Genomic DNA, 26,712 nt, shown 5'->3' with positions numbered 1-26,712 from the left:
AGTTAAAAATGAAGATTACGGCGATACGTTTTGCCAAACTTAAAGTGCCATTAGTTACGCCGTTCAAAACAGCGCTGCGTGAAGTGAGCTATATTGAAGACTTAGTGGTGTTAATTGAAACCGATAAAGGCGAAATTGGCTATGGTGCTGCGGCGTCTACGCCAGTAATAACCGGCGATACTCACCAAAGTATCCTTAGCGTTATTAAACAATTTATAGCGCCAAAACTAATTGGTATGGAAATCGAAAACCTCAATCAAATTTGCCAAGTGATCCAATCAAGTGTGGTGGCAAATTACAGCGCTAAAGCCGCACTCGAGCTGGCTGTGTATGACTTGTGGGGTAAATTATATCAAGCGCCGCTGTATAAATTGCTCGGCGGTGGTAGTCAAACATTACGAACTGATATCACTATTAGCGTTGATAATATTGATAAAATGCTCAGTGATTGTGCTGTGGCTGTAGCGCAAGGTTTTGATATTTTAAAAGTAAAAATTGGCAATGATTTACAGCAAGATATCGAACGAGTGAAGGCGATTTATCAAGGTTTTGGCCAGCAAACGCAAATTCGTTTGGATGTAAATCAGGGCTGGAATGCTAAACAAACGGTGTTTGCTTTACGGCAATTAGAAAGCCACAATGTTGAATTAGAACTTGTTGAACAGCCAGTGAAAAGTGATGATTTTAAAGGTTTAAAGTATATTACTGAGCGGGTAAATACGCCGATCATGGCTGACGAAAGTGCCTTTTCGCCCAAGCAAGTAATTCAATTATTAGAGCAAAATGCTGTTGATATTATCAATATCAAAGTCATGAAAACGGGTGGCTTAAGTCGTGCTATTGAAATTGCCAATATTACTGCACAGTATCAAGCTGATTGTATGATCGGTTGCATGTTAGAAGGCAGTATTGCCGTTGCAGGTGCTGCGCATTTAGCGTCTGCAAAAGCCCAGCAGATCAGTAAAATAGACTTAGACGGTCCAGCGCTTGGACAATATGATCCGGTGCAAGGCGGTGTGGAATTTAATGGCCCAGCGATCACGTTAAGTGATGGTCCTGGCTTGGGGATTAAAAGTATCGACACATTACAACCGATAAACGATGGAATTTGGCCGTTATGAAAAAAATAATAATAACATTAATCACCACTGCAGCCCTCAGCGGCTGTGCAAATAGTGCAAGTACATCAGCAGCTGCAAGTGCTGCAGTTATCCCACAGCAAAGCCAACAGTTAGTGGTGGTGGTTGCAGATGATTGGCAAGCCATTGCCGCACAATTGTATCGATTTGAGCGTGTTGCAGGACAATGGCAACAACAAGGCCAAGGTCACAGTGTGGTACTTGGGCGCACCGGTCTTGCGTGGGGTATTGGTTTACACCCAGCTCAAGCGGGCGAACAAAAACAAGAAGGCGATGGTAAAGCTCCCGCTGGTATTTTTGAACTCGGCACCGCGTTTGGTTATTTAGATTCATTAAAAACCAATATGACCTACCAAGGCATGACTGCTGACGACTATTGTGTTGATGTCAAAGGTTCGCCATTTTATAACCAGCTAGTTAATAAGTCAGTGGTAGGAGAGGCTGCTGTCAAAGACTCGTCTGAGTGGATGCGCCGTGATATTTACAGCCAAGATAACCTTTACAAAAAAGGCTTAGTGGTTAAGCACAATAGTCAAAATGTTGATGGTGCAGGCAGTTGTATCTTTATGCATTTATGGCGCGCAGAAAATAAACCAACTGCCGGTTGTACTGCAATGACTGAGCAGAATATGGATACCTTGTTAGCTTGGTTAGATGAACAGAAAAAACCATTGTTAGTGAGCTTACCTAGCGAACAATATCAACAAAAACAATTGCTTTGGAAGTTACCAGCGATTAAATAATACGTGTACAGCCACGCGATCGCGTGGCTTTACAAAGTAAATAATAAAATTGTTTTCTTTTTATTAATTTAATGGAATAATATATTCCATTAATTGGTTTGAAATTGGGATAATAAATGAGTGCACAATACACCTTGCTTGATTGGCTCGTATTCGCAAGCTACGGAGCAATTTTATTACTCAGTGGTTGGTGGTTTAACCGTAAGCGCGCCAACTCAAGTAAAGACTTCTTTTTAGGCGGTAATAGTATGCCGACCTGGATGGTGGCTATTTCGGTATTAGCTACTTCACAGTCTGCTGCCACTTTTATTGGTGGACCTGATCAGGGTTATCAAGGTGATTTATCGTATTTAGCGACGAACATTGGCGCATTCATAGCTGCATTTATTGTTTCTATTTTTCTGATCCCTAAGTTTTATCAACAAAAAGTGTACACCGTTTATGAACTGCTTGAAAAGCGCATAGGGCCAAAAGCTAAACGCCGCAGCGGCTTAATGTATTTATTTGGCCGAGTGTTCGCCAGTGGCGCACGTCTATATATGGCCGCGATTGCAGTAGCGATGATTTTATACGGTAATATAGCCGCAGAAAGTGTGATTATAGCGACTTTGCTATTAGCACTTGCGGGTTTGTTGTATACCGTATTTGGTGGTATTCGCAGTGTAATTTATTCTGATGTGCTGCAAAGTGTCGTATATGTCAGTGCTGCGATTGCCGTTATCTGGTGTTTGTTGGTACTGATCCCCGCTGATTTTTCAACTATTTTAGCAACCTTAAATGAGCCAACCCCCGGTGCTGATTCAAAGCTGGCGATTTTCAAATTTGATTTAGATTTTGGCCCAAGTGGGGTGTTCAATATGGCGTCGGTATTAACCGGCTTTGTATTACTTAACATTGCCGCCTTTGGTCTTGATCAAGATATGACACAGCGTCTACTGACGTGTAAGAGTGACAAAGAAGGCAGTAAAGCATTACTACTTTCTATCGTGATGGTTATTCCCGTGATGTTGGTATTTATCTTTATTGGTTTATTACTTTATATCGTTTATCAGCAGCCAGCATTAATGAACAGTGACGGTGCGCAAGTCGTACAAGAATTTAATGGTGAAAAAATCACTATTTTTATGTACTACGTACTTAATGAGGCTCCTGCTGGTGTTAAAGGTTTAGTTAGCGTCGGTATCATTGCCGCGGCCATTTCAACATTAAACTCCGGTTTAAGCTCGATGTCGTCGGTCATTGTACAAGATTTATATCGACCTTATTTAGCAGCTAAAAATAAGCAAGTTGCCGATAACCATTTTGTTAAAGCCGGGCGTATTGGCATGGCGGTTGTGAGCCTATCATTAGCATTAATGGCCATAGTTTGTTATTTCTGGCAGCAATACAGTGATATGCCGCTTCTTAAGTTTGCGCTGAGTGTCATGGTGTTTTCGTACAGTGGTTTACTGGGCGTGTATTTTACAACACTATTTACTAAACGTGGCAGTGAAGGCTCAGTATTGGCGGCGTTAATTGTCGGCTTTATGATCACTTTATTCATGCAACCATACATCATTGATTGGTTATTGCCGGCAGCAGATCGCTTCTATTTAGGCTTTACTTGGCAGTTATGTATTGGTACTGCGTTGTCGACTCTAGTGTGTTGTTTAGGTAAACCTCAACTTGCCCAGCGCGGCCAGTCAGCTGTAGGAGCCCAATAGGCATGAACATTGACTATATACTAGCTATTGATGGCGGGGGTACCAAAACGCTGGCGAAATTAGTGAATTTACATAGCGCTGAAGAACTTACTGCGCAGGCTGGTGCAGCCTCAGTTTATAACGATTTTAATACGGCGCTTACTAGTTTACAGCAAGTGATCACTAGCGTATGTGCACAAAGTGGCGCTAAGCATAGCCAAATTTTGGCGGTAATGGGACTTGCGGGCGGCTCGTCTAAAGTGTTGGCTGAGCGAGTAACTGCAAGCTTACAGCTAGACTGCGATATTAAATTTGCGCAATTGAGTATTGTTAGCGATGCAATCACTTCATTATATGGTGCAAATCTAGGTCAGCCAGTTGCAATGTTAGCGTTAGGAACGGGCGCTGTAGCAGCAAGATTATCCGCTGATGGAGAAACAAAATTAATTGGCGGCTGGGGTTTTTCTGTTGATGATTTTGGCGGTGGTGCGCGCCTAGGGTTAAGTGCTGTGCAATGCTTGTTAGATGAAATAGACCGCTTTGAGCAACCTAAAAGCCTGCTAACGCAACAGCTGAGTGAACAAGTTGGCCGTGAGCGAGAACAAATATCAAGTTGGTTAATGAAGGCCAAAGCGTTAGATTATGCGCGTTTTAGCCCTTTAATCTTTAGTTTAAAAACACAGTGTATAATAGCCGATACGGTGCTTAGTGAGCATGTTCGACAAGTCGAGAGATTGATTGAAAAATGTCGTGGTCAGAGCCAGTTACCAGTCATAATTATTGGCGGTTTAGCGGACGTAACTATTGCATTATTAAATGAAAATACACAACTGAATTTATCTCCCCGGCAAGGGGATTCGTTAGCCGGTGCGGTGATTTTAGCCAGCGACCGCATTAAACAAATTGAATACACAAGGATTACACAATGAGCCCTGAGTCTAATTTTAATCAGCAGCGTGCACTTTTAGAAGAGCTGAACGGGATTGTGTCAGAAGGACAAAATTTAGATACGTTGGATATAGATTTACTCGATAGTCGCGAAATTTTAACCAAAATAAATTTGGAAGATCAAAAAGTTGCCGCTGCTGTAAAGTTAGTGATCCCAGAGATAGCCAAAGCGGTCGATCATATTGTAACGGCATTTAAGCAAGGCGGTCGTTTAATTTATATTGGTGCCGGCACCAGTGGTCGCTTAGGTATTTTAGATGCTGTGGAATGCGCGCCAACTTACAGTGTCAGCGATCAACAAGTAATGGGAATAATTGCTGGTGGCGAAACGGCTTTTAAAAAAGCAGTTGAAGGTGCCGAAGATAGCTTAAAATTAGGCGTAGAAGATCTTAAAGCCGTTAATCTACAAGCTAAAGATGTCGTGGTAGGGATTGCCGCTAGTGGCCGTACACCTTATGTGCGAGCAGCCATTGAGTATGCAAAATCAATAGGATGTATCACCGTTGGAGTAACCTGTAATCCTAACTCCGCGGTAATGAAACTACCTGATATTGGTATTTGCCCGGTAGTTGGCGCTGAAGCGGTAACTGGTTCAACACGTATGAAATCGGGTACTGCACAAAAGTTAGTATTAAATATGCTCAGCACAGCCAGTATGATCCGCACCGGTAAAGTCTATAAAAACTTGATGGTTGATGTGAATGCCAGCAATGAAAAGCTGCATGCTCGTGCGATCCGCATCGTAATGCAAGCAACCGATTGCACTCATCAGCAAGGAGTCGATGCGCTTGCCCAAGCAAAACAAAGTGCTAAATTGGCTATTTTAATCATCTTAACAGGCAAAGATGCCGCCCAAGCTGAGCAAATGTTAACCCAAGCGGATGGTTTTTTACGAAAAGCGGTGGAACTATAAATGTTAATTAGATTATTGGTTATATTACAATGCCTAATTTTGAGCGCATGCGCCCACAACAGCACTGACGATGCAATCTTAACTGATACACCGCAAGTAAATTTAAGTGTTGGCGCTTTACAATATCAGCAGTACCTACCACAACTTGAGGGCAAACGAGTTGGCTTAGTCGTTAATCAAACTTCACAAGTTAATGACACCCATATAGTCGACTTACTGCGTGATAAAGGCGTGAATGTTACTAAAATATTTGCCCCTGAACATGGTTTTCGTGGCGACCACGATGCCGGCGCGCATGTAAAAAGTACGGTGGATACAAAGACCGGTATTGATGTGGTGTCTATTTACGGCAGTAATAAAAAGCCAGATACCACTGTATTAAGCAAATTAGACGTGATTATTTTTGATATTCAAGATGTTGGTGTGCGTTTTTACACTTATATCAGCTCAATGCATTACATGATGGAAGCTGCTGCTGAGAATAACATTGGTTTTATTGTACTTGATAGGCCAAACCCGAATATTGCTTATGTTGATGGGCCAGTTTTAGATTTAAAATTTCAGTCTTTCGTTGGCATGCATGAAATTCCTGTATTACATGGTATGACAGTGGGTGAGCTGGCAAAAATGATCAAAGGTGAAGGGTGGATAAATAAAGCTTCGTCACTAAACTTGACGGTTGTTCCTGTGGCGCATTATCGCCGCGATATGACGTATAGTTTACCTGTTCAGCCAAGCCCTAATTTACCAAATGATCAGTCAATTGCGTTGTATCCATCATTATGCTTTTTTGAAGCAACACCAATTACAATTGGCCGTGGTACAGACTTTCCATTTCAAGTGATAGGTTATTCACCGATTGCGTTAGGGGAGTTTAGTTTTACTCCGCGCGCTATTGAGGGAGCATCAATGAACCCTAAATTTAAAGGGATAGAGGTGCAAGGTCTTGATTTACGCGACAGTACAATCAAAGGACTAGATTTAAGTTTATTTATTACAGCCTACAAAACTTTTACGCAAAACGAGCAAACGTTCTTTGAACGTGCTGGCTTTATGGATAAACTTGCAGGCACTGATAAGCTGCGCTTAGCTATCGAAGCCGGCCAAACAGAGCAGCAAATCAAACAAAGCTGGCAACAAGATCTAGCTCGCTTTAAACAGCAACGCGCAGCATATTTGTTATATCAATAAGACTATTTTTATTTATAAAACTTTAAAACGCAGCTTAGGCTGCGTTTTTAGTTTTCAATTAATGTTGTCTTGTTTTAGCGTCAATCTCAAAACAGTAAAAATAGTCTCCATAAATGAACCACTACAATTAGTGGGGGTATTTGTAGCAGCGAGTTTACCTCGCGACAATAACGTTAAACCTTTGCCTACATGTTGGGATAAACCGCGACCTGCATTTTAACTTTGCCACAAGGTGGGTTAAAAGCAAATAAGGTATTTGTTTTGTATTGGGATGATTTGAGTTATTAGTCATTAAAAAGGGCATTAAAAAAGGCCACAATTGTGGCCTTACCATGGATGGGGAAATAAGCGCCCATTAAGCGCTTACTTTAATCCATAAGATTAAAACTTAAAGTTAACTGATAACTGCAAGCTACGTGGATTGTAGTAGCTACGCGATTCACCAAATTTCTCTTCAAGTACATACGGGTTTTTGTTATAACCTGTTTGACGATTAAATACGTTGAAGAGATCAGCACGAAATTGTAGTTCCATATCACCAGAGAACTTAAAGTCTTGCGTATAGTTTAAGTCTAGTTGCCAATGGCTAGCAGTGCGACGACTACCAGCAGACTCTGCATAGCGGCTAATATGGCTTGTAGGGTATCCGTATGTTGTTCCATCCCATGCTTCCCATGCTTTACCTGATTGGAATACGAAGTACGCCCCTAAGTTAGCTTCCCAAGGAAGAGTATAGTAACCGTATACTTTTAACAGGTGAGGTTTATCACCTGAGAGTGTGCCATAGCGATTATCCCAAGGGTAACGACCGCGACCATCACCATAATAAGATGAACCAATAAAGTTATTCGCATCATTGCTTGTTGTGGTGTTATCTTGGTCAAAGTTGCCATAGTAGTGACTCCACACATATGAAGCGTTTACGTAGCTATTCTCACCCAAGTATTCGGCTTCAATACTCGCTTCCCAGTATTTGGTTTCGCCGCCATCAACCTCTGCAATTACATACGATGAACCACCAATTTCGTCGCGAATATCAGCTAAGTTAGCTACATATAAGCCTTTATCTGCAATGTGTTGCGGTACACCTTCGGCATCAACACCTGAGTAATCAGTTAGACGCGCATTGTTTGGCATATCCTCCCAAAAGTGCATGCCTTTACGGTGACGAACATGAGCTCGTAATACTAAGTCAGAACCAACATACTTAGTGGTTCCGATAGTAAATTCGTTAATACGACGTGGTTTCATATCATCTTGGAATACTTTACCAGATGAACCATTTCTAGGTGAAGATGATAAAATATTACCAGCTTCATCTAGTAATAACTCAATTTCGGCACGAGTGTTTCGATCCCATGATGCTGCGCGAGATAATGAACTCGCTTCAGGATTATAAATCGCAAAGTTTGCAAATACGGAATCTTCGTCAGAATAAGTCCATGTTGCACCTAAACGAGGTTGCAGCATATCTTTCCAGTCGGTTTGGTACATTTGGTACTTGTGACCAGGGGCAACTTCATAGCCAGAAATAGTACCTGATTTAGCTTTTAAGCCTTGACCATACCACGTGTCTTGGCTGACCAATAATCCTAAGTTATAAGTCCAATCACCCAATTCTATAGTATCGTTAATTTCAAAGTTTAGGCTGCGTGTTTCAGAGTTAATGCCCGTAACAGGCGCGCCATCAGCCGTTGCTAAACTCATTTGTTGGACTCGAGCACGGTAGATAGCATTTGCAGGGTCAAAACCATCAGTGTTTGCATCAGCATCAACTAAGCCACCAATGTATGCAATTGAACCCCAACCGTTAGAGAGTCTGGTTAGTTGCTCTTCGCCTTCTTCCCATTTTGCACCAAAATGGAGTATGTGGTATGCATCGCCCCAGCTAAGTTCATGTTCTAAAATAACTTCAAAGGAATCACGATAAAAGTTTTGATTGTCATAAGTTGCGTATGCACCAACACCACCACTGCCTTTCATCACTGCGTCTTCAAGATAGCCATAGGTATTAATTAATGCATTTGCGCCAGCATTATATGCGGCGATTTGTGCTTCGCTAAATCCTTCATCTGGGTCATAACTTCTTAAGCTTGGGACAGAGAAATAACCCATTTGAGCTAAGTCATCAATACCAAGTTGGCTTGATAAAGAAGGGATTACACTCAATGGTGTATCAGGTTGTGAGCCTGTTTCTAATTCAAACTTACTATATTGGAACGAAAGTGTGGTTGCTGATCCTAAGATCCATGAACCATCTAAAGTAAAGATATCCTGATCAGCTTTACTGCCGACAGATACAGTGTCCATCTCGTAAGCACCAATCGAATCGCCTTTAACTTCTTTATCTGAGGTACGTTGTGAGATATTTATCAAAATATCATCAGTTGGTGCCCAGGTTAATTTACCAAAGTATTCGTCGCGGATACTCTCATAATCTTTTACTTCGCCATAGGCTGTGTTTTTGTTTGCTTTGGTCTCTTCAGGACGGTAATAAGAGGTATAAAAATATAATGTATCTTCAATCAGTGGACCGCTTAAACTTGCGGTTAACCAGTTTTTATCAAGCTCAAAGCTCTCTTCACCTACTGGCGTTGCAACAAAGGTTTTTGGTTGTATTTTGTATTCTATATTACCGTGAAACTCATCCGTACCAGATTTTGATACTGTGTCAATTGAAAAGCCACCAGAACGGTTAAAGCCAACCGCTTTTGCACCACCTCTGTCCATAGTAACAAAGGCAACATCGTGTGTTGATGGCTCTGAAGCTAAGTTTCCATACATCGGCAATGACACATTAACACCATCAAAGCCATATGAGTTATCAACACCTGATCCACCAGCGGATGGGCCCAACGTTGAATTTGCCGAAAGTTCTATACCAGGGACAAGCTTTAAAAGGTCTCGGTAATCTTGACCTACAGGGACATTATTAATTCCGTCTTCACCTAATGAGTTTGTGAGTGCTGATTTACCTTGGCGAAATAGTTTACTGCCTGTCACTGTAATTACTTCAACATTATCTTTTTTACCGCCAAGAACAACATTAGCACTTGAGGTTTGCTCTAGCAGTACATCAACAGTTATTGTTTGTGTAACGCCGCTGCTGTCTTCAAAGGTCAGCTCATAAGTGCCTGGTTTTAGTTGCGGGAGATCATAACTGCCATCTTCACGGGTTACCACCGTACGCGCTTTTGGCATGACGTTACTACGTGCAGTAATGGTTATACCCGCTAGTGATTGGTTTGCTTGCTCGGTTTTTACCTTACCTTTAATGCTACCGTTTAAATTCGCGAATGCAGGAGCACTTGCTAGCGAGGCAGCTATTATAGCGGTGGTTATTGCAGTTTTTGGCACTCGCAGAGCGCGATGTGTGGCCTGCGCTAACGAGCTTATAGTGAAGGTTGGTACATGTTTTTTCATTGTTTTCCCCGTCCTTATTATAATTAGCTTATCGCTCTGAACTTTGTTGATTCCCCAAACAGAGTTATAAACTTTGATCAATTGTTGCTATTCCATTAAACATGCGTTGCCATTAATGGTCAAGAATAAATTCTTCCTTATTTTGTTTGTATCTATAAATAAAATATATAAAAACTGGTTTCGTTATATTTTTTGTCAATATAAGCGTAAGGCTGGGGGAGTGTTTTCGCGATTTTTAGCGCAGTTACTCATATTTAATGTATTGAAATAACATGTTTTTGTGTTTTTCATTCTAAAGAAGGAGGATTTTTTATTGAGTTGGAACAATACTGTTGGAGTTACAATAATAATTATTGTTTATGAACTAAAAAATTTTGGTTGGCATGGAATAAAGAAATAATTTATAAATTAGCAAACGAGAGATAGGTTATTATTGCACGGCTGTTGTTAAAGTGGTTTTTATAATAAGAAAGGCCACAATAGTGGCCTTAATTCTTTAGGATGTCGTTGGTTAGTGATTTCTAAATTCACCAACAACGTCATTTGAATGCTCTAGTAATTTACGACCTTGACGACTCGATTGCGTTAAAGCGATAAATAGAATATCAATAACAAAGTCTTGCGCAGTACGGGCAAGTATCGATGATAAACGGACTGACTCTTCTTCTGCCACAGAGTAAAGCCTAACATTGGCTTGATCAGCAACAGGATTACTACCAAATTTAGTGACAGAGATCACGTAACTGTCGTTCTTCTTAGCCTGCTTTACCACTTCAGCAATTTCTCTGGTAACACCCGATTCACTGATCGCAATAACTAAGTCGCCTTTTGCAAAGGTTGATACATAGGCGAGCTGCGCATGACCATCAGGTTCAGCTATTGCTGGCATACCTAACTTTTGCAGCTTATAAGAGAAGTCTTTAGCCACCAGGGCAGAGCCCCCTAAACCACAAATTAAAATTCGCTTAGCTGATTTTAACAAGCTAACAGCCTGTTCAATGGCTAGCGCTTCATTGAGGTTTTTTGTTTCAGTAAGCACAGCAAGTTTACTACTGAGTAGCTTTTCTGCTATTTGCTCTAGTGAATCACTTAAGGTGATTTTACCATGCAGTTTTGGTTCTGATGTTTCATCATTGAGTGCATCAATGACAGCCAGCTTAAATGCTGGAAAGCCTTTGTAGCCCAGTTTTTGCGAAAATTTTACAACGCTTGACTGGCTCACGCCGACAACTTTAGCCAGCTCTACAGACGAAAGATTACGAATAGCATTAGCTGAGTTCAATGTGAAGTCGGCTAGCTTAGCTTCGCTGCTCGATAGGGACTGACGTAAGGCTTTAATTTTTACAAATGTAGACATACTACCCGCTTATTTTTATATTTGGCGTATTTATAGCATTAATCGAAATAAATTTGTACTTATTCTAGGTTCAAATGTAACCATCTTAGTTTTTACTCTTGTTCCTGTGCGTACAAAAAATAAATTATTCCCAATAGCCGCAATTAAGTTTTGGAATATTGTTTAAGAATAATTGGAATAATATAGTTTTAATTATCTAATTTTACAACACCAATAGCGCGAACTAACAGATTTATTTGCTAGTCGCTTGGGCACTGTTTTTATGGTGAGATAAAATATCTTTATTTAATTTACTTGTTGAAATAAATTATTTACAAATCATTTTACTGTGATAGGGTTTGGTTTATACAACTCAAATTGAGTTGTCCAAACTATAATAACAATATGAGAACTGGGTTTATTTAATGTATTGTTTACTAAAAGCACATACCGCTAATCGTGGTTTTGGGATTGCGCTTATTTACTTTGATCAGCAATGAGAAGGCTATGACGTTTTTATCTTGGTTTAAAAAACTTTGTTTAGTTACAACTGCCGCACTTTTGACTAGTTGCGCTTCAACACCTTACGAGTTTACACAATCTGCCAATTACAGTCATCGTGTTAAGTTTTTAGTCATGCATTACACCGCTATTGATTTTGAAAAATCGATGCGTGCTTTAGTCGATGAAGGTGGTTTAAGTGCTCATTATTTATTACCAGAGTTAAATGATCCTAGCTACCCTGAGGATGAATTAAAAGTAATTCAACTAGTTGATGAACATGATAGGGCGTGGCATGCCGGGACAAGCTTTTGGCAAGGCCGTGAAGATTTAAATGATCAATCAATTGGTATCGAAATTGTTAACGTACCAAGCTGTCACTATCCCGAAGTTAAACCTGATGAGCAAATGGAAAATGACGCCTCAAAACTGTGTATTTTCCCCGATTTTGACGCTAAACAAATAGCGTTATTGATTGAGCTCAGTAAAGGTATTTTAGCCCGTAACCCTGATATTGGCCCAACTCAAGTTGTAGGGCACTCCGATATAGCGCCTACACGAAAAAACGATCCAGGTCCGCGCTTTCCATGGTATCAATTGTACCAAGCTGGTATTGGTGCATGGTATGACAGTGACACGGTTGATAAATATTGGCAGCAATTTAATTTAGTTAAACCATCCATTAGTTTAATGCAAAAAGCGTTACGTGGTTATGGTTATGATGTACACGTGACTAATCAACTTGATCCACAAACCCTTGATACATTAAGTGCCTTTCAAATGCACTTTTTACCTTGGCATGTAAGCGGTAATGCAGATGCGCGCAGCGCTGCGGTATTGTTTGCTTTGATGCAGAAGTACTTTCCGAAAAAAGCAGCTAAGTTAATGTTGCAATATCAACAACAGCAACTTGCCCCAGAACCGATTATTAAGCCTTTAGCAAATGCGCAGGTTGTGTTGCAGGTACCAAATCCTAATCCAAGTTCTCGGGCACTTGTTAATGACCGTGGTACATTTAAAGCTTATAAAGGCCGAGGCGAAATTATCATTGAAAATAACACCGTAACGAGCGCGGATATTTTTATCAATGGTGAAAAAATAAATATTGCTCAGCCACTTATGGCAAATAAGAGTTACAAATACAGCTTATCTAAACGGACCCACAACGGCACAAATACGTTCAAGGTTGAAAATGTGCAGCCTGAAGGGGCAAGTTTAACATTACGTTTTCCTTATCCAACTTTAGTAACTAAGCCCGTAAAGTCAGTGCAGTTTAATAATGTGGATAAATTGATCAACGAAGAAGTCGCGGCAGGGTTTCCCGGTGCCGTACTGGCAGTGATCAAAGATGGTAAGTTAATTAAATTAAGCCACTATGGAGATGCTAAAAAATACCTTGCTGATGGCTCATTATTAGAGCAGCCACAGCAGATGAAAAGCGATACATTATTTGATATTGCCTCTAATTCAAAAATGTTTGCCACAAATTTAGCGTTAATGAAATTAGCCAGTGAAGGTAAAGTTGATGTAGAAAAACCGCTATTTTATTACTTACCTGAGTTTCGTGGGGCGGGCCGTGAGCAGCGGTTAGTCAAAGATTTACTGACCCACAGTGCAGGTTATCCAGCGGTAGTTGATTTTCATCGTAAAGATAATAAGTTTGGTGAGCGATTCTTTTCACAAAATAGCTTACGTACTAAAAACTTATTACTGACAGGCGTGCCATTTGTTGCGGGTCGTAGCGTTAAACATTTATATTCAGATATTGATTACATGTTACTCGGTGTATTAGTGGAGCGACTTTCCGGGCAGTCGCTGGATAATTATGTTGAAGGGCAAATTTATCAACCGCTTGGTTTAACCCACACCGTTTATAATCCATTGCAAAAGGGCTTTATAAAAAACCAAATAGCTGCCACTGAGTTAATGGGAAACACTCGTGACGGACGGATCAGCTTTGATAATGTTCGTACCGACGTTTTACAAGGACAAGTACATGACGAAAAAGCATTTTATTCCTTAGGTGGGGTCGCAGGTCACGCAGGACTTTTTAGTACAGGTCAAGACTTAGCTGTGCTTGCGCAGTTATTGCTGAATCGCGGTGGCTATGGTGATAAGCAAATATTTACCCCGCAAGTATTAGAGCAATTCATTGCCCCGCAAGCCAGCGATGAAAGTTATGGTTTAGGTTGGCGTCGTGCCGGTAACGGTGCTTTACAATGGCATTTTGGCCCGTACGCGAGCCCACAAGCGTATGGTCACACTGGCTGGACGGGCACGGTTACTGTGATTGATCCCGCTTATGACTTGGCGATAATTTTGCTTACCAATGCTCGCCATACCCCGATTGAAGGGAATGAAACAGATTATGAATTTATGGGGAGAAAGTTTGAAACCGGTAAATATGGCTCAATTGTTTCGCTAATTTATGAAGCAATATTAAATAAGCATTGATCTAAATGGCAGTGTTCAGCTTATCGCTAATCGATTTAAGTTGTGTTTATTGACGAACAGATTAAGCTAATGAGTTTGTTCCAGCCTTTATAACAAAGGCCTGATAATAATTAGAGTGAGTCATAGACTCACCACAAAAAAGGTTACAGTATGTCTTGGTATTCAATTTTACCGCCACTAATTGCGATTTTGATCGTATTTTGGCGTAAAGAAGTCATTATGGCGCTACTTGTCGCTGTTGCTTCTTCAGAGTTTTTGCTGGCCTTGCAAGGTAACGGTAATACACTTTTTAATACATTTATAAATACCATAGAGCGCGTGGTGAGCGTAGCAAGTTCGCCAGGTAATAGTCGTATCCTAATTTTTAGTATCTTAATCGGTGCATTACTTGCTTACATACGCGAATCGGGCGGTGTGGCTGCAACAGTAAATGTGTTGATGAACAAAGGTGTGGCAAAGAGTAAACGCCAAGTGGGTTATTTAACCATGTTTTCAGGCATTGCGGTATTTATAGAATCTAACTTAAGTGTACTGACTGCGGGTATTTTATCGCGGGGTTTATTCGATAAATTTAAAATGAGCCGTGCTCGCTTAGCATACATTATTGATAGTACCAGTGCTCCTGTGTGTATTTTGATTTTACTTAATGGTTGGGGGGCATACATACTTGGCTTGCTTGGTAATTATGAACTGTCAGAATCGGCAGTCTCGGTGTTATGGGGCAGCATAGGCTATAACTTTTACGCCATCATCACCTTACTCATTGTGTTTTACACAATCTCGTTTGATAAAGTACACGGCCCGCTTAAAAAGGCTGAAGAGCAAGTGGAATATCAAAAAACTGAGCTGCAAGAAGAAGTCAAAGGGACTAAAGCACGTTACATGTTAGTACCACTAATTACATTAATTGGTAGCATGGTCGGCTTTATGTATTGGTCAGGTAATGGTGATATTGCCAGCGGCAGTGGCTCTAAGTCGGTATTGTATGCAACTATTTTAGCTTGCGTTGTCGCCTACTTATTAATGGTAAGCTCTCGTCAATTTACTCACCATAAACTGGTTGATATTGGCTTTAAAGGCATGGGTGAGTTATTACCCTTAGTCGCGATTGTATTACTATCATTGACTCTCGGCGCCAGTTTAAAAGATTTAGGTACTGGCACTTTTGTTGCGGGCTTAGTGGGTGATTACTTACCTATTTACTTAGTCGTACCAGTGTTGTTTGTAACCGGTGCGGTGATCTCTTTCACAACAGGCACCTCATGGGGTACATTTGCAATACTTATCCCGATTGGTGTGCCATTAATTCAAGCGCTCGGCCTACCACCGTCATTAGTGATTGCGGCAATTTTAGGTGGCGGCGTATTTGGCGATCATTGCTCGCCAATATCAGATACCAGTGCGGTGTCAGCTATTGCCTCCGGCTGTGACTTGCTTACTCACGTTAAAACACAAATGCCGTATGCATTATTCGCGGGTGGCTTAACGTTTGTAGCTTACCTAGTTACGAGCATTATTGTGTTGTAAAGAGTTAGCGAGAGTAAAGCTAGCGAGAGTAAAGTTAACGAGAAAGCCTGCAATTTTGCAGGCTTTTTTATTGCTGAATTAACTTTTTATACTTAGCTGGGGGTATTTGTAAAATAGCGTTGAACTCATTGTTTAGGTGAGATTGATCGGAAAACCCGCACTCAAGGGCGAGTTGTGCCAAGCTTAGCTGTGGGTTTGCTTTTATAAGTTGTCTGGCTTGCCTGACTCTGTAAATACGTGCTAGGTGTTTGGCAGTGATGCCACAGGTGTTTTTAACGTAGCACTCTAATTGCCGCTTACCTTTAGGGGTGTGCTCGTAAGCAGTACTTAGTGGGGTAAGATTGATTATTTTATGGATCAGTTTTTGTGTGTGCTCAATAGCCTAATGGTGTATTTTTGGTGCATTGAGGTGCGCCGACAACAAATCAATAAACGAATCTAAGTTAGCATATTGGTCAAGCGCCTGTGCTAAACCTGTTAAGGTTGCAGGCGCCACAAGCGAATGATTTACCTTTTGTAAATGGGCAAGTCCAGCGGGTTTAAACCGGATCCCACAAAAAACGGAGTCAGCAGTAAACGTTATTTTTGCTGACTGTGTTGATATGGTTTGCATGAAATAGGGGAATTTAATGGTTTTCCAGCTAAATTAAGACGCCCAGATAGCAAAAATATAACGCCTTTTGCGCCATCGCAGGGGAGCCAACTCTCCCCTGAAGATTGGGCGCTTGCAAACCAAACTGCTTGTACATAATCAGCGATATCGCCCGTTGGGCTGTAAATAGTTTATCGTTCATTAAACTCGACTGTCGGTTTAAACATTTTCACCATACGATTCCAACTATTTATAGCATTAATTGCTACGGTGAGGGTAACTAAACTTGATTGATCAAATAATGCTGAAAGTGTTTGGTAAAAGTCATCATCAATGTTCTGTGACAAAGTCAACTTCTCGCAAAGCGCTAATGCAGCACGTTCTTTATCGTTATAAAGTGGCGTGTCTTGCCACGCATTGAGGGCAATAATGCGGTTAATGCTCTCGCCATACTCCAGTGCTTGTTTGCTATGCATGGCTAAACAATATGCACATTGGTTTAACTGTGATGCTCTTAGTTTTAGCAGCTCCCAAATTGTCACTCCAAAGGTAGCCTCGACTTTCTGTTTGATCAGTACTTCTTGATCAATCAAGTAGGTCATTAACTCGGGTTCGATATTAAAGTAATTCGCTCTTTTCATAATAGTTCCAAATCGATAAATAACTACTAGCTAGTTTATTGACGGATAAATAAAAAGAATTGTAAAAAAACGACTTTTTGATTTGTTTTTAGTGTAGTCGTACCTCGCTAAAGACTTATCATACTATTACACAATAATAAAACGGTATAAGTCGCTGATATATTAATTTACACCCTAAAATTAGCGAATTTCAATACTAATTTAGCTCTTAAGCTTTAAAAATCTCACAGTCGATAATGACTGTAGTTTACTTTTATTTAACAATTAGCTTTATTTGTAATATAAATGATCCTAATATAAGTGCGCAAACGATAATTATTAACTGTTTGTACCTAAGTGCAGGATTTGCATTTTACACAACACCATTCAAGGAATGGCATAAATTGGAGCAAAAGAATGAGCGTTATGACAACACTGATACAACGGAAAAAGACTTTGTTTTTACTTCTGTTATCTACTTGTAGCTTTGCTACATTGGCAGAAAATTGTACAACTATGCCCACCTCAGGTGAGGTTTACTCTGTAATTAACCGTGGCTCTAGCTTGGCATTAGATGTAAATACGTCTGATACTAGTGGCGCACCGGATGTAATTAGCTATCAATATTGGGGGGGGACAAACCAGAAGTTTGCTTTTACTAAAGGCAGTGATGGTTACTGGACTATTCGTTCGCAACATAATAACCAAGTACTTGATGTACTCAACTCGTCACAGTCTAATGGTGCTAATATTGTGGTGTATGACGATTGGCAAGGTGACAATCAACGTTGGCAGCTGAAGTTGTCTTCATCGGGAGGCTTTAATATTGTTAATAAACTTACGCAAAAGTCATTAACTGTGGCGGGTTCGCAAAACGGTGCCAATGTGTATCAAAATGATGATGCGGGTGGCAGTTCACAGCGCTGGTATATCAACCCTGTTTCAGGTAGTTGTGGTAGCAGTAGTGGTGGCGGTCAAACAACAGCTGGTTTAATTGGTTTTGCAGCACAACCAGGTAATGATGGCCTTGCAACTACAACTGGCGGCGGTAATGTATCTCCTACTATTGTAACTAGCTGCAGTGCGTTAACAGCCGCATTAAACTCAACATCAACTGCGGTTATTCAAGTTCCTAACAATACAACGATTAACTGCCATACGGCAAACCGAACTGTTGCAGCATGTCCACTCGATTGTGGCACATGGGGCGATTACGGTAAAACCTGGTATCGCTTACCGGTTGGTAACCAAAGTTGTAGTGAATTAGGTAGCAGCTCCAACAACACGGTTAACGTTACACGTAATGACTCTCGTCTTCGTGTTCGCTCAAATAAAACCCTTGAAGGATTGGGGAAAAACTCAAAAATCATCGGCGCAAGCTTAGTGATCAGTAATGATCGTAATATCATCATACGTAATATTTTACTTGAAGATATTAACCCTGCATTAGTTGAAGCGGGGGATGCTATTTCTGTTGATGACAGTAGCCACATCTGGATTGATCATATGGCGTTTAATAAAATTAGTGACGGTTATATTGATATTGGCAATAGCCAAAATATCACTTTAAGCTGGAACCGCTTTTATGGTTATAATACGCAAGTGTGTGCTAACCAACATTGGTACACTCATTTATTCAAAAACTCTCAAATAACGGCACATCATAACTTTTGGGATACAGCGGCAGGGCGTAACCCTAAAGTAGACGGTTATAATTCACGTGTACACATGTTTAATAACTATTGGAAAAATATTACTTATTTTGCAATTAGCGCAGGTAATGGCGCTGAAGTATTAGTTGAAAATAATTACTTTGAAAACAGTGCAAAACCACATTGGAACCAAGGCTCAGGCTACTTTAGCGCGTCAGGAAATGTGTATACTGGTGTGTCAGCAACCGATCAGTATCGCGACAATGGCGCTAACATCTTTAACGATATTCAGTTATACCCATACAGTTTAGACAATGCCAATAGCTTAGGCAGTCAAGTTGATGGCGGTACAGGGCCGCAGTAATACATCCAAACCATCTAAAAATGCAAAAAGCCCTCAATTAGAGGGCTTCATCACATTGCGTGTATTAATCGTTAGATTTTACTATTAGGCACGATACGGTAAATTCCCATACCATCAATACCCAGATATAAATCGCCATTAGGGTGGGTTGCAATACTGCGCACGCGGCCTGCACCTTCAAATAGCTTGCTGTGACCCGTTACTTTATTACCATCAAGTTCAACCAATACTAAGTGTGCAAACTTCATAGCGCCAACAAGCACATGACCTTGCCACTGCGGGTATTTGCTGCTTGTAACAAACTCCATCCCAGAAGGGGCGATAGACGGCACCCACACCCAATCGGGTTGTTGCATACCTTCGCGGCTTGTTTCATCAGTAATTTTGGTACTAATGTAATTGATGCCATGAGTTACTTCTGGCCAGCCGTAGTTAGCACCCGCTTTAATAATATTGATTTCATCACCACCGCGAGGACCGTGTTCATGACTCCAAATTGCCCCCGTTTCTGGATGGATAGCCATGCCTTGTGGGTTTCTGTGGCCGTAAGAGTAAATGCTCTTACGTGCATTTGGCTGGTTTACAAATGGGTTTGATTCAGGGATTGAGCCATCGCTATTAATACGGTGAATTTTTCCTGCATCATACTCTAAGCTTTGTGGGTGAACATCACGCGCGCCGCGATCACCAATCGAAAAGTACAAGTAACCGTCTTTATCAAATTCAATACGCGAGCCGTAATGTTTACTGGTTGTGGTGTTTGGCGTGCCGTCGAACAGCAGCTGCGAGTCGACTAGTACCATATCTTTTAAGCGCGCACGCATAATGGATGTATTGTAGCCTTCTTCATCGCCTTCATAACCTGAGTAAGAAAAGTAGATCCAGCCATTATCTTTAAAGTTAGGATCAAGCTCGATATCTAATAAGCCGCCTTGACCTTCCGCATGCATGTTAGGCAGCCCTGCAATTTTTTGTTCTAGCAGTTTGCCATTACGAATTAGCCTAAGCTCACCAGCGCGGTCTGTTACCAATAAATCTTGCTCGTTAAGCCACGCCATTCCCCAAGGAATATTTACTCCTTGAGCAACTAATTCAAGCTGATACTTATCAGCGCTTTTAGCGACAGGGATTTCTTGTTCCGCTTGCTGCGCACACGCCTGCAAGGTAGATAAACTGACCATAGCAATAGCTAAACTGGTGTAAAAAGACGTCTTCATGATGACTCCAATTTTTTAAACACGATGTAAATAGAGTAGCGTGTTAATAGTTTAATTGTTATTAACATTTACTAAAGTGCGACTATTAGTAGAAAAAGCGGGATAAAAGTCGAGTTATTGCTGTTTCAAGTTTCGTCGTAGGAGATAGCTTAAGCTACGAATAAAAAATGATGGCTTCGTGCGGCGGGCGACGAGCTACGGCACAATCCTAGTACCTAGTCACTTCCTCGAACCTAGCCACTTTATATTGTAGGTCGTCCTTTAGGGCGAAAAAGTGAATATCACCACCGAGAGCACAAAGGCGCTTCGCGCTGCACAGAGGTTAAATATTGGAAGTAGGAGCTGGCTTTAGCCACGAAGGGTTTAACAGCAGTGATAAGTTAACCTGCGTAGGCGCCAAGCTTGCTGGCGCGCGAGGTTTGGTTGGCTAAAGTGCAACGATAAAACCAATGGGGACGTTTAAATTGTAGGTCGCCCTTTAGGGCGAAAAAGTGAATTTCACCACCGAAAGCACAGAGGCGCTTCGCGCTGCACAGAGGTTAAATAGTGGATGTAGGAGCTGGCTTTAGCCACGAAGGGTTTAACACCAGTGATAGAGTTAACTATCGTAGCAGCTAAGCTTGCTGGCGCGCGTGGTTTGGTTGGCTAAAGTGCAACGATAAAACCAATGGGGGCGTTTAAATTGTAGGTCGCCCTTTAGGGCGAGAAAGTGAATATCACCACCTAGAGCACAGAGGGGCTTCGCTACACAGAGGTTAAATATTGGAAGTAGGAGATGGCTTTAGCCACGAAGGGTTTAACACCAGTGATAAGTTCACCACCGAGAGCACAGAGGCGCTTCGCTGCACAGAGCTTAAATATTGGTTGTAGGAGATGGTTTCAGCCACGAAGGGTTTAACACCAGTGATAAGTTCACCACCGTAGGCGCTAAGCTTGCTGGCGCGTGTAACTTTTAGTCATTGCTTGCTAACTTGTCGCTTTCAAACTCGCTAACTGTTTAAAGAAACCTTATTCAATGTTTTTTGCCAGATTGCTGGCAGCAACCAAGGGGCGGCTGCCGCCGGTCGCCCCTTGGAACCCCTCGGCGCCCCGAGCATCACGCTTAATCCTTCAATGCGTAATTGATGTGAACGTAAACGGCGAAGATAGGCCAACTTACACATCCTTGTACGCTCCCCAGTTCGGCCATCCGTGGCCTCTCGTTCAAAGCTACGCTTTTCACCCATGGCCTTGTTTCGCGTTATCGCGCATTGCCTACATGGATGTAGGTACTTAGGATTTGTCGGGAACAAAATCCTGCCATGCGCGATATTACTCATCAATTACTTATTTTCAGGGCGCGATGACGGGGGAAGGGTGTTAAACGTGAGATTTGTGTTTGAGCTTGGTCTTACGTTTCTAGTCATCTATGTATCGATTATAATTGCTTTGTTATAAGTTTATAAAAAATAGTTTCTTTACTCGTCTTGAAACGAGTTTGGCAAACACCTTTGTAAGCTTGTTTAATTACCAGTTCCTTACAAGGCTTAAAGAGGTGAGCTTTTTTCAAAAAGCTAAACTTCTAATTTGAATTTATATGAGTCGCTAACTCTTGTCTTAATTTTGAAACGGCCACTCTGAAATCTTCATCCCAATTATCAGTCTGCGCATTTTGTTTTTTTGTTTGTGCTAATCTAAATACACTTTCCAAAGAGTTGTTTATTGGTAAGGGAGCTTTACCATCTTTATATAAAATATGGATTTTTAATGATGCGCTTCTGATTTTATGTGTCCATTGCTGAAGCTCCCCATCTTTTGGGTTTGAAGTTAGTGTATCTAATATTTCAATTATAGCTTTATGCCTTTGTTCTAGTCTCCATTTAGCAAACTCTCGCTTATTAGTAAAATGGTTATTTCCTAATAATGTTATGATTTGACCAGCTAATCCTCCAGCTAATATGGAAGTAATTATTACGTCCCAGTCCATGCTGCAACTCTCTTTAAGTAAATTATTGATAATATTCAATGTTTATATTATGTTCAATCATATAAGTCAACTTATGTGATTACAGGATTGAGTTAATGGTAGATATTACTAATCGATTTTTAGATAGAGACGCATTTATAGATATTTACGGTATTCTATCAAATCATAGATGGGCAGAAGGAATGGAACATAAGTTAATAAATATATGGGAGTTATGTTCTGAATCTGATGAAAGAAAGTTAATGAAAGAGTTATGTGATAAGTTTTTTGTTCTTGATAGTAGTAGTCAAAAGTTGGCTTGTAATAAAATAAATGATTACATTGCTTCAGAAAAGCTTACGCCAGATTCTACCATTTTAGTTTCGGTTGCCGACGTTGGTAAAGTAGATGGTTCATTAGCTGGTCTTCAATCACTAGAACAAAATATTGAGCCAGTAGGAGACTGGGAGAAATGTTTTGTTAGTCACATACCTGATTTAATTGGAAGGATTAATGAGAGTGTGAGGAATATCATAATATTTGATGATTTTATCGGAAGTGGCCAAAAGATTTCTAAAAAATACGCCTGGCTATCGCAGCAGTTAAAGGTGAACTCATTGGGAATTGAAAATTTCAATATTTACATCATCTCTTTTTCAGCTATGAATTCTGGTTTAAATGTTATTGAAAATGACTTATGTGTGAAGTTTTTTACTGCAAATAAATTTGATAAAGGCATTAGCGTAGGTAGTGATAGCAGCAGCATAAAAAATAAAATTGAAATAATGCTAAAAATAGAGAGTAGGTTAAATGAGACATACAAGAATCGTAAAATAAAAAATTATTCTTTAGGTTATGAAAAAAGCGAAGCTTTATACTATTGGGAGGGATATAGTTGCCCTAATAATGTATTCCCTATTTTTTGGTGGCCAGAGCTTAAAAATAATAAAAAACATTCAACTCTTTTTGTGAGGAGTGGCTAATGGATGAACAAATAAAAATAGCTACAAAAGTTATCTTTAATGAAATCATAAAAAAAAACAGCTGTGAGTTGTTCTATCTTCACCAAAAATATAACCTTTCTCCAAGGATAATCATTGAAGCCCTTTCTATTTTAAAAAAAAATGATTTAGTTAATGTTGAAGGCCAGATAGTTACAATTGCTCCTAAAATTGATAATCAACAAGTAGCAATTATCAATAAAATTATAAAAACAAATAAACCTAAATGTTTATATAAAACAATGCTTGACATATGATTTCATAAAAGTGAAAGTGAAAGGGTTAAACCCCAGCTCTAGCAATATAAGGTGTATTCGCCTTTATCGTTAAGGTTAACTTTAACCTTCAAAAGTCTTAACTACCTCACTCGAACGAAGTGAAATTCGAGCGAGGTAGTTAAAAATTTTCACTACGTGAAAAGTTTTTAATAACAAAACCATAGTAAGTAGGGGTGGGGTTTAACTTTAATGAATAAAAAATTAGAAAACTTATTTGAATCGCTCGATATTAGCGATACGACTCATAATTTAACAGTTGTTTCTAGTATCCTATTTTCTGCGGAAGACTATTATAGGGAGTTCAATATACCCAAAAGAAAAGGTGGTTTTAGGAAAATTACTTCGCCTTATCCTACCCTTCACCTTTTACAAGAAAGGTGCAAATCAAAGTTTTTTGATGCTTTAAAAGTTCACACTAAAGCTTATGCTTTCGAAAGTGGTAGGAATGCAATAGAACACGCAAAGTTGCATTGCGGTTCAAAAGAGCTACTTACAATTGATATTAATGATTTTTTCTTAAACATCAAACGTGACAAGGTTTTCAATATTTTTTACCAGCTTGGACTCGATAGTAATTTAGTAAATCAACTTTCATACCTGTGCACATTGGATGGCTCTTTACCACAAGGAGCATGTACTAGCCCTAAATTAAGCAACGCTGTATTTTATCATTTAGATTGTCGACTTGATAAACTTGCACAATCTTTTGCCCTGAAATACTCTCGTTATGCTGATGATCTAGCTTTTTCGGGAGACAAAATACCAAAGCGATTAATAAAAATAGTAGTTGAAATTTTAAGTGAATACAATTTTAGGTTAAATGAAGATAAAACTAAATTTAAAGTTGAAGGAAGTAAAAAAATAATAACTGGCATTTCCATATCTAGTGGAGAGGTTAAAGTCCCCAAGAAATTTAAAAGAGAGCTTAGAGCACAAGTGTATGAACTTGAAAGAAATAGAGATTGTTTATATGAAATGCCAAATTTTGATCCATTAATATATGAAAAAACCCTTGGAAAAATAAACTATCTATTACAAGTCGAACCAAATAATGAATATGCTAAAAGTAAAAGAGAAATAATTTTGAACAATTATAAAGAATTATTGCGTGGTTAATTTAAAAATTTTAAAAGCCTATAATTTCGTATTAAGTTCCAATCTTAAGCTCAGTTGATAGTTAAACCTTAGGATGCTAATTCTCTATGATAAAATAGCAATTATCCTCCTTGCTACCCCCTACACATCTTTACCCCATCTCCCGCATGTTTAAGCGCTATGATCTGGCCTTGGCTGTTGTGGGCCATGGCGAGCATGTCGCCTTTTACAATATCACTCGCTACGGCGTGTTTGGTTTTTAAGTTATTCAATAGCGAGTCTTTTATTTGAATGAGCACTTCGCTGTGGCAGCTGGCGATGTACCAGTCGTTATCCACTTTTACTAATTGCCCGTATTCAATGTAGCGTTGTTGGTGTAGGCGTAAGTCGGCGGCGAGTTTGTCATCGAGTTGTTGTTTTTGGCGGGTTACCTCACTTGAATAACTGCCCGCATTATCTACTTGGTGTATTTCTATAAAGTGGTAACTGCTTTGCTGTACGGCAAAGGCGTTGTTAAGTGTGTGTTGTTGTTCTGTGTTGTTAAAAATGGTAAAGCCCAGTACTACCAGAGCACAGGCGAGGCCGGTCATTTGCAGGGGTAATAAAAATCGAGTCGGCTTTTTATTAGCTTTTTGATTCGGCATTTGCGTAAACAATGCCTGTTGTTCAGGCGTCAGTGTGTGGCGTTTTTTACGCTCACTAAAATGCTGGTTAAGTTGCTGCTCAAACTGTTCGTTATGCTTGTTCATGGTAGCCTCCTAATAATGTTTTTAAGTTTTGTTTTGCATAACGTAGCCGTGTTTTTACGGTTTCATGATTGCTTTGGGTGATCTGTTGTATGTCTTCAAGCGAAAAGCCTTCTTGCTGTAAGCTGAGCGCTTCGCGTTGTACAAAGCTTAGTTGCATTAAAGCGTGGTTAAAGGCTTCGTAATCAAAGCTTTGCTGAGTATTAGGTGCTGCAATTGCAGTATCGTCTTCTAATTCTACAAAACGCTGTTGTTTGCGAAATTCATCGATTAACGCATTACGGGCAAGGCGGAACAACCAGGCTTTCGGGTTGTCTTGCGGTTGATAATAATGGCGTTTTTCCATCACTTTTAACCATGTTTGTTGGCTTATATCAAAGGCGAGTTGCTCATTACTTTGCGTGACTAAGTAATGATACAAATCGTTGCCAAACAAGGTAACGAGTTTAGTTAAGTGGCAATTGTCGCCACTTTTTGCGTAGTCAGCCAAGTAGTCGTTACTGGGCTGACTGATAAACCATGACTTTAAGCTTGTAAGCATAGGCAACCTTATCCGTTAATGAGCTTTTATTGCGTTTGGTCTAACTTAAAATCAAGTTGTACACTTTGCCCCGTTTGCATTTGTGCTACGCCATCAATCACTTTTGGGCGGTATTTCCAGCGTTTTATTGCCCGTAGTGCTTCACGGTCGAAAATGCGTTTTGGTTCTGCGTTTGTTACTTGTGCATCTATTACTTCACCAGTTTGAGATACATTAAAGCTTAATTGTACCCAGCCTTCAATGCCTTCTCGTGCGGCAATGGGCGGGTATTTAGGATTTATACGTACTATGGGGGTCGCATCACCGGTTGGTCGCTGTAAGTTAGCTTTTATATCGCCACCTATTTTATCAATACTTATATCTGGCGTTATTGCGGTTGTTACTATATTAGTATCAGTACTTGGCGGTGTACGCGGCGGCACTTTAGGCGGCGTTTGCATTTTAGGTGGCGGCGGCAGAGTTTGTTTGTGCTGCACTTTAGAATCTTCCGGTACTTGAAATATCTCCACAACAAAATTTTCACCATTGAAGCTTGGCGCGCGTTGCTCGCCGCTTATTAAATACTGCATAAATGCAAATGCCGCAAAGGTCATGGCTGCACCGCCAACAATGGCCGTTGATGTTTTTAAAGCATGATTAGTGTGTGGTAAAGCTACTGTTTGCATAAGCAAATCCTCGATAAGTTAAGTCGTATTCATCACTAAAACGTGCGCTAGATTAAAAAGGGGTGAAATATTTTTAAAAAGTTTCGTGTTTGCTTATGGGCATTGGTTACAATGGCGGCTGTGAATTTTGGTTTTTATT

The 26,712-nt window shown here is 40.2% G+C and carries 22 protein-coding genes; 12 read left to right on the top strand and 10 right to left on the bottom strand.

All coding sequences use genetic code 11. From position 1 onward, the window contains the following. Positions 1–8 precede the first annotated feature (8 nt). The 6 genes from FW757_RS09115 (at position 9) to FW757_RS09090 (ending at position 6,616) form a co-directional block, all read left to right on the top strand. A complete protein-coding gene (locus FW757_RS09115; RefSeq protein WP_149981738.1) occupies positions 9–1,121 on the top strand; it encodes a dipeptide epimerase in 1,113 nt (370 codons plus the stop codon). Further along, positions 1,118–1,882 carry a L,D-transpeptidase family protein gene (locus FW757_RS09110; RefSeq protein WP_145240855.1) on the top strand — a complete coding sequence of 255 codons (765 nt, stop codon included), beginning with the start codon at positions 1,118–1,120 and terminating at the stop codon, positions 1,880–1,882. The genes FW757_RS09115 and FW757_RS09110 overlap by 4 nt, the downstream gene beginning before the upstream one ends. Positions 1,883–1,998: 116 nt before the next feature. After that, positions 1,999–3,585, top strand: a complete 1,587-nt coding sequence (locus FW757_RS09105) for a sodium:solute symporter (protein ID WP_182718009.1) — start codon at positions 1,999–2,001, stop codon at positions 3,583–3,585. A gap of 2 nt (positions 3,586–3,587) precedes the next feature. Then, the gene (locus FW757_RS09100) at positions 3,588–4,493 is read left to right on the top strand and encodes a BadF/BadG/BcrA/BcrD ATPase family protein (RefSeq protein WP_446441132.1); all 906 of its coding nucleotides are present in this window, start codon (positions 3,588–3,590) and stop codon (positions 4,491–4,493) included. Next, positions 4,490–5,425 (top strand): N-acetylmuramic acid 6-phosphate etherase, encoded by a 936-nt coding sequence (gene murQ, locus FW757_RS09095; RefSeq protein WP_145240861.1) that lies wholly within the window; start codon positions 4,490–4,492, stop codon positions 5,423–5,425. The genes FW757_RS09100 and murQ overlap by 4 nt, the downstream gene beginning before the upstream one ends. Beyond that, on the top strand, positions 5,426–6,616 hold the full coding sequence (locus FW757_RS09090) for an exo-beta-N-acetylmuramidase NamZ family protein (RefSeq protein WP_182739906.1): 1,191 nt from the start codon (positions 5,426–5,428) through the stop codon (positions 6,614–6,616). It begins immediately after the preceding gene. A gap of 381 nt (positions 6,617–6,997) precedes the next feature. Here the strand turns inward: FW757_RS09090 and FW757_RS09085 are convergent, their stop codons facing one another. Further along, positions 6,998–10,039: a carboxypeptidase regulatory-like domain-containing protein gene (locus FW757_RS09085; RefSeq protein WP_446441131.1), complete on the bottom strand. Its 3,042-nt coding sequence runs from the start codon at positions 10,037–10,039 to the stop codon at positions 6,998–7,000. A 511-nt stretch (positions 10,040–10,550) separates the two neighbouring features. After that, complete coding sequence (locus FW757_RS09080) at positions 10,551–11,396, bottom strand: MurR/RpiR family transcriptional regulator (RefSeq protein WP_145240869.1); 846 nt, start codon at positions 11,394–11,396, stop codon at positions 10,551–10,553. Positions 11,397–11,882: 486 nt separating this feature from the next. Between FW757_RS09080 and pbp4b the strand changes: the two genes are divergently transcribed. Together pbp4b and FW757_RS09070 are read left to right on the top strand one after the other, a co-directional pair. Further along, the gene (gene pbp4b, locus FW757_RS09075; protein WP_182761001.1) at positions 11,883–14,330 is read left to right on the top strand and encodes a penicillin binding protein PBP4B; all 2,448 of its coding nucleotides are present in this window, start codon (positions 11,883–11,885) and stop codon (positions 14,328–14,330) included. 150 nt (positions 14,331–14,480) lie between these two features. Then, positions 14,481–15,857 carry a Na+/H+ antiporter NhaC family protein gene (locus FW757_RS09070; RefSeq protein WP_182718013.1) on the top strand — a complete coding sequence of 459 codons (1,377 nt, stop codon included), beginning with the start codon at positions 14,481–14,483 and terminating at the stop codon, positions 15,855–15,857. A 67-nt stretch (positions 15,858–15,924) separates the two neighbouring features. Here the strand turns inward: FW757_RS09070 and FW757_RS09065 are convergent, their stop codons facing one another. The 3 genes from FW757_RS09065 to FW757_RS09055 form a co-directional block, all read right to left on the bottom strand. Then, positions 15,925–16,203, bottom strand: a complete 279-nt coding sequence (locus FW757_RS09065) for a helix-turn-helix domain-containing protein (protein WP_404699684.1) — start codon at positions 16,201–16,203, stop codon at positions 15,925–15,927. 36 nt (positions 16,204–16,239) lie between these two features. Continuing rightward, positions 16,240–16,470 carry a hypothetical protein gene (locus FW757_RS09060; protein ID WP_182794681.1) on the bottom strand — a complete coding sequence of 77 codons (231 nt, stop codon included), beginning with the start codon at positions 16,468–16,470 and terminating at the stop codon, positions 16,240–16,242. A gap of 170 nt (positions 16,471–16,640) precedes the next feature. Then, a complete protein-coding gene (locus FW757_RS09055) occupies positions 16,641–17,090 on the bottom strand; it encodes a carboxymuconolactone decarboxylase family protein (protein WP_182718015.1) in 450 nt (149 codons plus the stop codon). 405 nt (positions 17,091–17,495) lie between these two features. Here FW757_RS09055 and FW757_RS09050 point away from each other — a divergent pair, with 405 nt between their 5' ends. Continuing rightward, positions 17,496–19,085 (top strand): RICIN domain-containing protein, encoded by a 1,590-nt coding sequence (locus FW757_RS09050; RefSeq protein WP_446441130.1) that lies wholly within the window; start codon positions 17,496–17,498, stop codon positions 19,083–19,085. Between the two features lie 71 nt (positions 19,086–19,156). Here the strand turns inward: FW757_RS09050 and FW757_RS09045 are convergent, their stop codons facing one another. Together FW757_RS09045 and FW757_RS09040 are read right to left on the bottom strand one after the other, a co-directional pair. Then, complete coding sequence (locus tag FW757_RS09045) at positions 19,157–20,302, bottom strand: PQQ-dependent sugar dehydrogenase (protein ID WP_446441129.1); 1,146 nt, start codon at positions 20,300–20,302, stop codon at positions 19,157–19,159. Between the two features lie 1,561 nt (positions 20,303–21,863). Beyond that, positions 21,864–22,268: a hypothetical protein gene (locus FW757_RS09040; RefSeq protein ID WP_404699676.1), complete on the bottom strand. Its 405-nt coding sequence runs from the start codon at positions 22,266–22,268 to the stop codon at positions 21,864–21,866. Between the two features lie 95 nt (positions 22,269–22,363). On the opposite strand from FW757_RS09040, the gene FW757_RS09035 reads away from it, so the two are divergent. The 3 genes from FW757_RS09035 (at position 22,364) to FW757_RS09025 (ending at position 24,642) form a co-directional block, all read left to right on the top strand. Next, entirely contained in the window at positions 22,364–23,230 is an 867-nt protein-coding gene (locus tag FW757_RS09035) for a phosphoribosyltransferase-like protein (RefSeq protein WP_404699675.1), read from the top strand. After that, complete coding sequence (locus FW757_RS09030) at positions 23,230–23,505, top strand: hypothetical protein (RefSeq protein ID WP_404699674.1); 276 nt, start codon at positions 23,230–23,232, stop codon at positions 23,503–23,505. Before FW757_RS09035 ends, FW757_RS09030 begins: the two co-directional genes overlap by 1 nt. A gap of 210 nt (positions 23,506–23,715) precedes the next feature. Next, positions 23,716–24,642: a reverse transcriptase family protein gene (locus FW757_RS09025; RefSeq protein WP_404699673.1), complete on the top strand. Its 927-nt coding sequence runs from the start codon at positions 23,716–23,718 to the stop codon at positions 24,640–24,642. Positions 24,643–24,755: 113 nt separating this feature from the next. Here the strand turns inward: FW757_RS09025 and FW757_RS09020 are convergent, their stop codons facing one another. The 3 genes from FW757_RS09020 to FW757_RS09010 are packed head-to-tail and all read right to left on the bottom strand — an operon-like array spanning position 24,756 to position 26,573. Further along, the gene (locus FW757_RS09020; protein ID WP_446441128.1) at positions 24,756–25,370 is read right to left on the bottom strand and encodes a hypothetical protein; all 615 of its coding nucleotides are present in this window, start codon (positions 25,368–25,370) and stop codon (positions 24,756–24,758) included. Beyond that, positions 25,357–25,908, bottom strand: a complete 552-nt coding sequence (locus FW757_RS09015; protein WP_446441127.1) for an RNA polymerase sigma factor — start codon at positions 25,906–25,908, stop codon at positions 25,357–25,359. Before FW757_RS09015 ends, FW757_RS09020 begins: the two co-directional genes overlap by 14 nt. A 26-nt stretch (positions 25,909–25,934) precedes the next feature. Continuing rightward, complete coding sequence (locus FW757_RS09010; protein WP_446441126.1) at positions 25,935–26,573, bottom strand: energy transducer TonB; 639 nt, start codon at positions 26,571–26,573, stop codon at positions 25,935–25,937. Positions 26,574–26,712 lie beyond the last annotated feature (139 nt).

The organism is Pseudoalteromonas sp. 1181_04, assembly GCF_052850545.1.
This window is presented reverse-complemented; position numbering and strand designations above follow the sequence as displayed.

Coding starts and splice junctions, on each gene's coding strand:
- FW757_RS09040 (WP_404699676.1), bottom strand. CDS start 22,268: ATGGACTGGGACGTAATAATTACTTCCATATTAGCTGGAGGATTAGCT.
- FW757_RS09100 (WP_446441132.1), top strand. CDS start 3,588: ATGAACATTGACTATATACTAGCTATTGATGGCGGGGGTACCAAAACG.
- FW757_RS09045 (WP_446441129.1), bottom strand. CDS start 20,302: ATGAAGACGTCTTTTTACACCAGTTTAGCTATTGCTATGGTCAGTTTA.
- FW757_RS09060 (WP_182794681.1), bottom strand. CDS start 16,470: ATGCAAACCATATCAACACAGTCAGCAAAAATAACGTTTACTGCTGAC.
- murQ (WP_145240861.1), top strand. CDS start 4,490: ATGAGCCCTGAGTCTAATTTTAATCAGCAGCGTGCACTTTTAGAAGAG.
- FW757_RS09015 (WP_446441127.1), bottom strand. CDS start 25,908: ATGCTTACAAGCTTAAAGTCATGGTTTATCAGTCAGCCCAGTAACGAC.
- FW757_RS09115 (WP_149981738.1), top strand. CDS start 9: ATGAAGATTACGGCGATACGTTTTGCCAAACTTAAAGTGCCATTAGTT.
- pbp4b (WP_182761001.1), top strand. CDS start 11,883: ATGACGTTTTTATCTTGGTTTAAAAAACTTTGTTTAGTTACAACTGCC.
- FW757_RS09080 (WP_145240869.1), bottom strand. CDS start 11,396: ATGTCTACATTTGTAAAAATTAAAGCCTTACGTCAGTCCCTATCGAGC.
- FW757_RS09085 (WP_446441131.1), bottom strand. CDS start 10,039: ATGAAAAAACATGTACCAACCTTCACTATAAGCTCGTTAGCGCAGGCC.
- FW757_RS09020 (WP_446441128.1), bottom strand. CDS start 25,370: ATGAACAAGCATAACGAACAGTTTGAGCAGCAACTTAACCAGCATTTT.
- FW757_RS09035 (WP_404699675.1), top strand. CDS start 22,364: ATGGTAGATATTACTAATCGATTTTTAGATAGAGACGCATTTATAGAT.
- FW757_RS09090 (WP_182739906.1), top strand. CDS start 5,426: ATGTTAATTAGATTATTGGTTATATTACAATGCCTAATTTTGAGCGCA.
- FW757_RS09105 (WP_182718009.1), top strand. CDS start 1,999: ATGAGTGCACAATACACCTTGCTTGATTGGCTCGTATTCGCAAGCTAC.
- FW757_RS09050 (WP_446441130.1), top strand. CDS start 17,496: ATGACAACACTGATACAACGGAAAAAGACTTTGTTTTTACTTCTGTTA.
- FW757_RS09070 (WP_182718013.1), top strand. CDS start 14,481: ATGTCTTGGTATTCAATTTTACCGCCACTAATTGCGATTTTGATCGTA.
- FW757_RS09030 (WP_404699674.1), top strand. CDS start 23,230: ATGGATGAACAAATAAAAATAGCTACAAAAGTTATCTTTAATGAAATC.
- FW757_RS09110 (WP_145240855.1), top strand. CDS start 1,118: ATGAAAAAAATAATAATAACATTAATCACCACTGCAGCCCTCAGCGGC.
- FW757_RS09055 (WP_182718015.1), bottom strand. CDS start 17,090: ATGAAAAGAGCGAATTACTTTAATATCGAACCCGAGTTAATGACCTAC.
- FW757_RS09010 (WP_446441126.1), bottom strand. CDS start 26,573: ATGCAAACAGTAGCTTTACCACACACTAATCATGCTTTAAAAACATCA.
- FW757_RS09025 (WP_404699673.1), top strand. CDS start 23,716: ATGAATAAAAAATTAGAAAACTTATTTGAATCGCTCGATATTAGCGAT.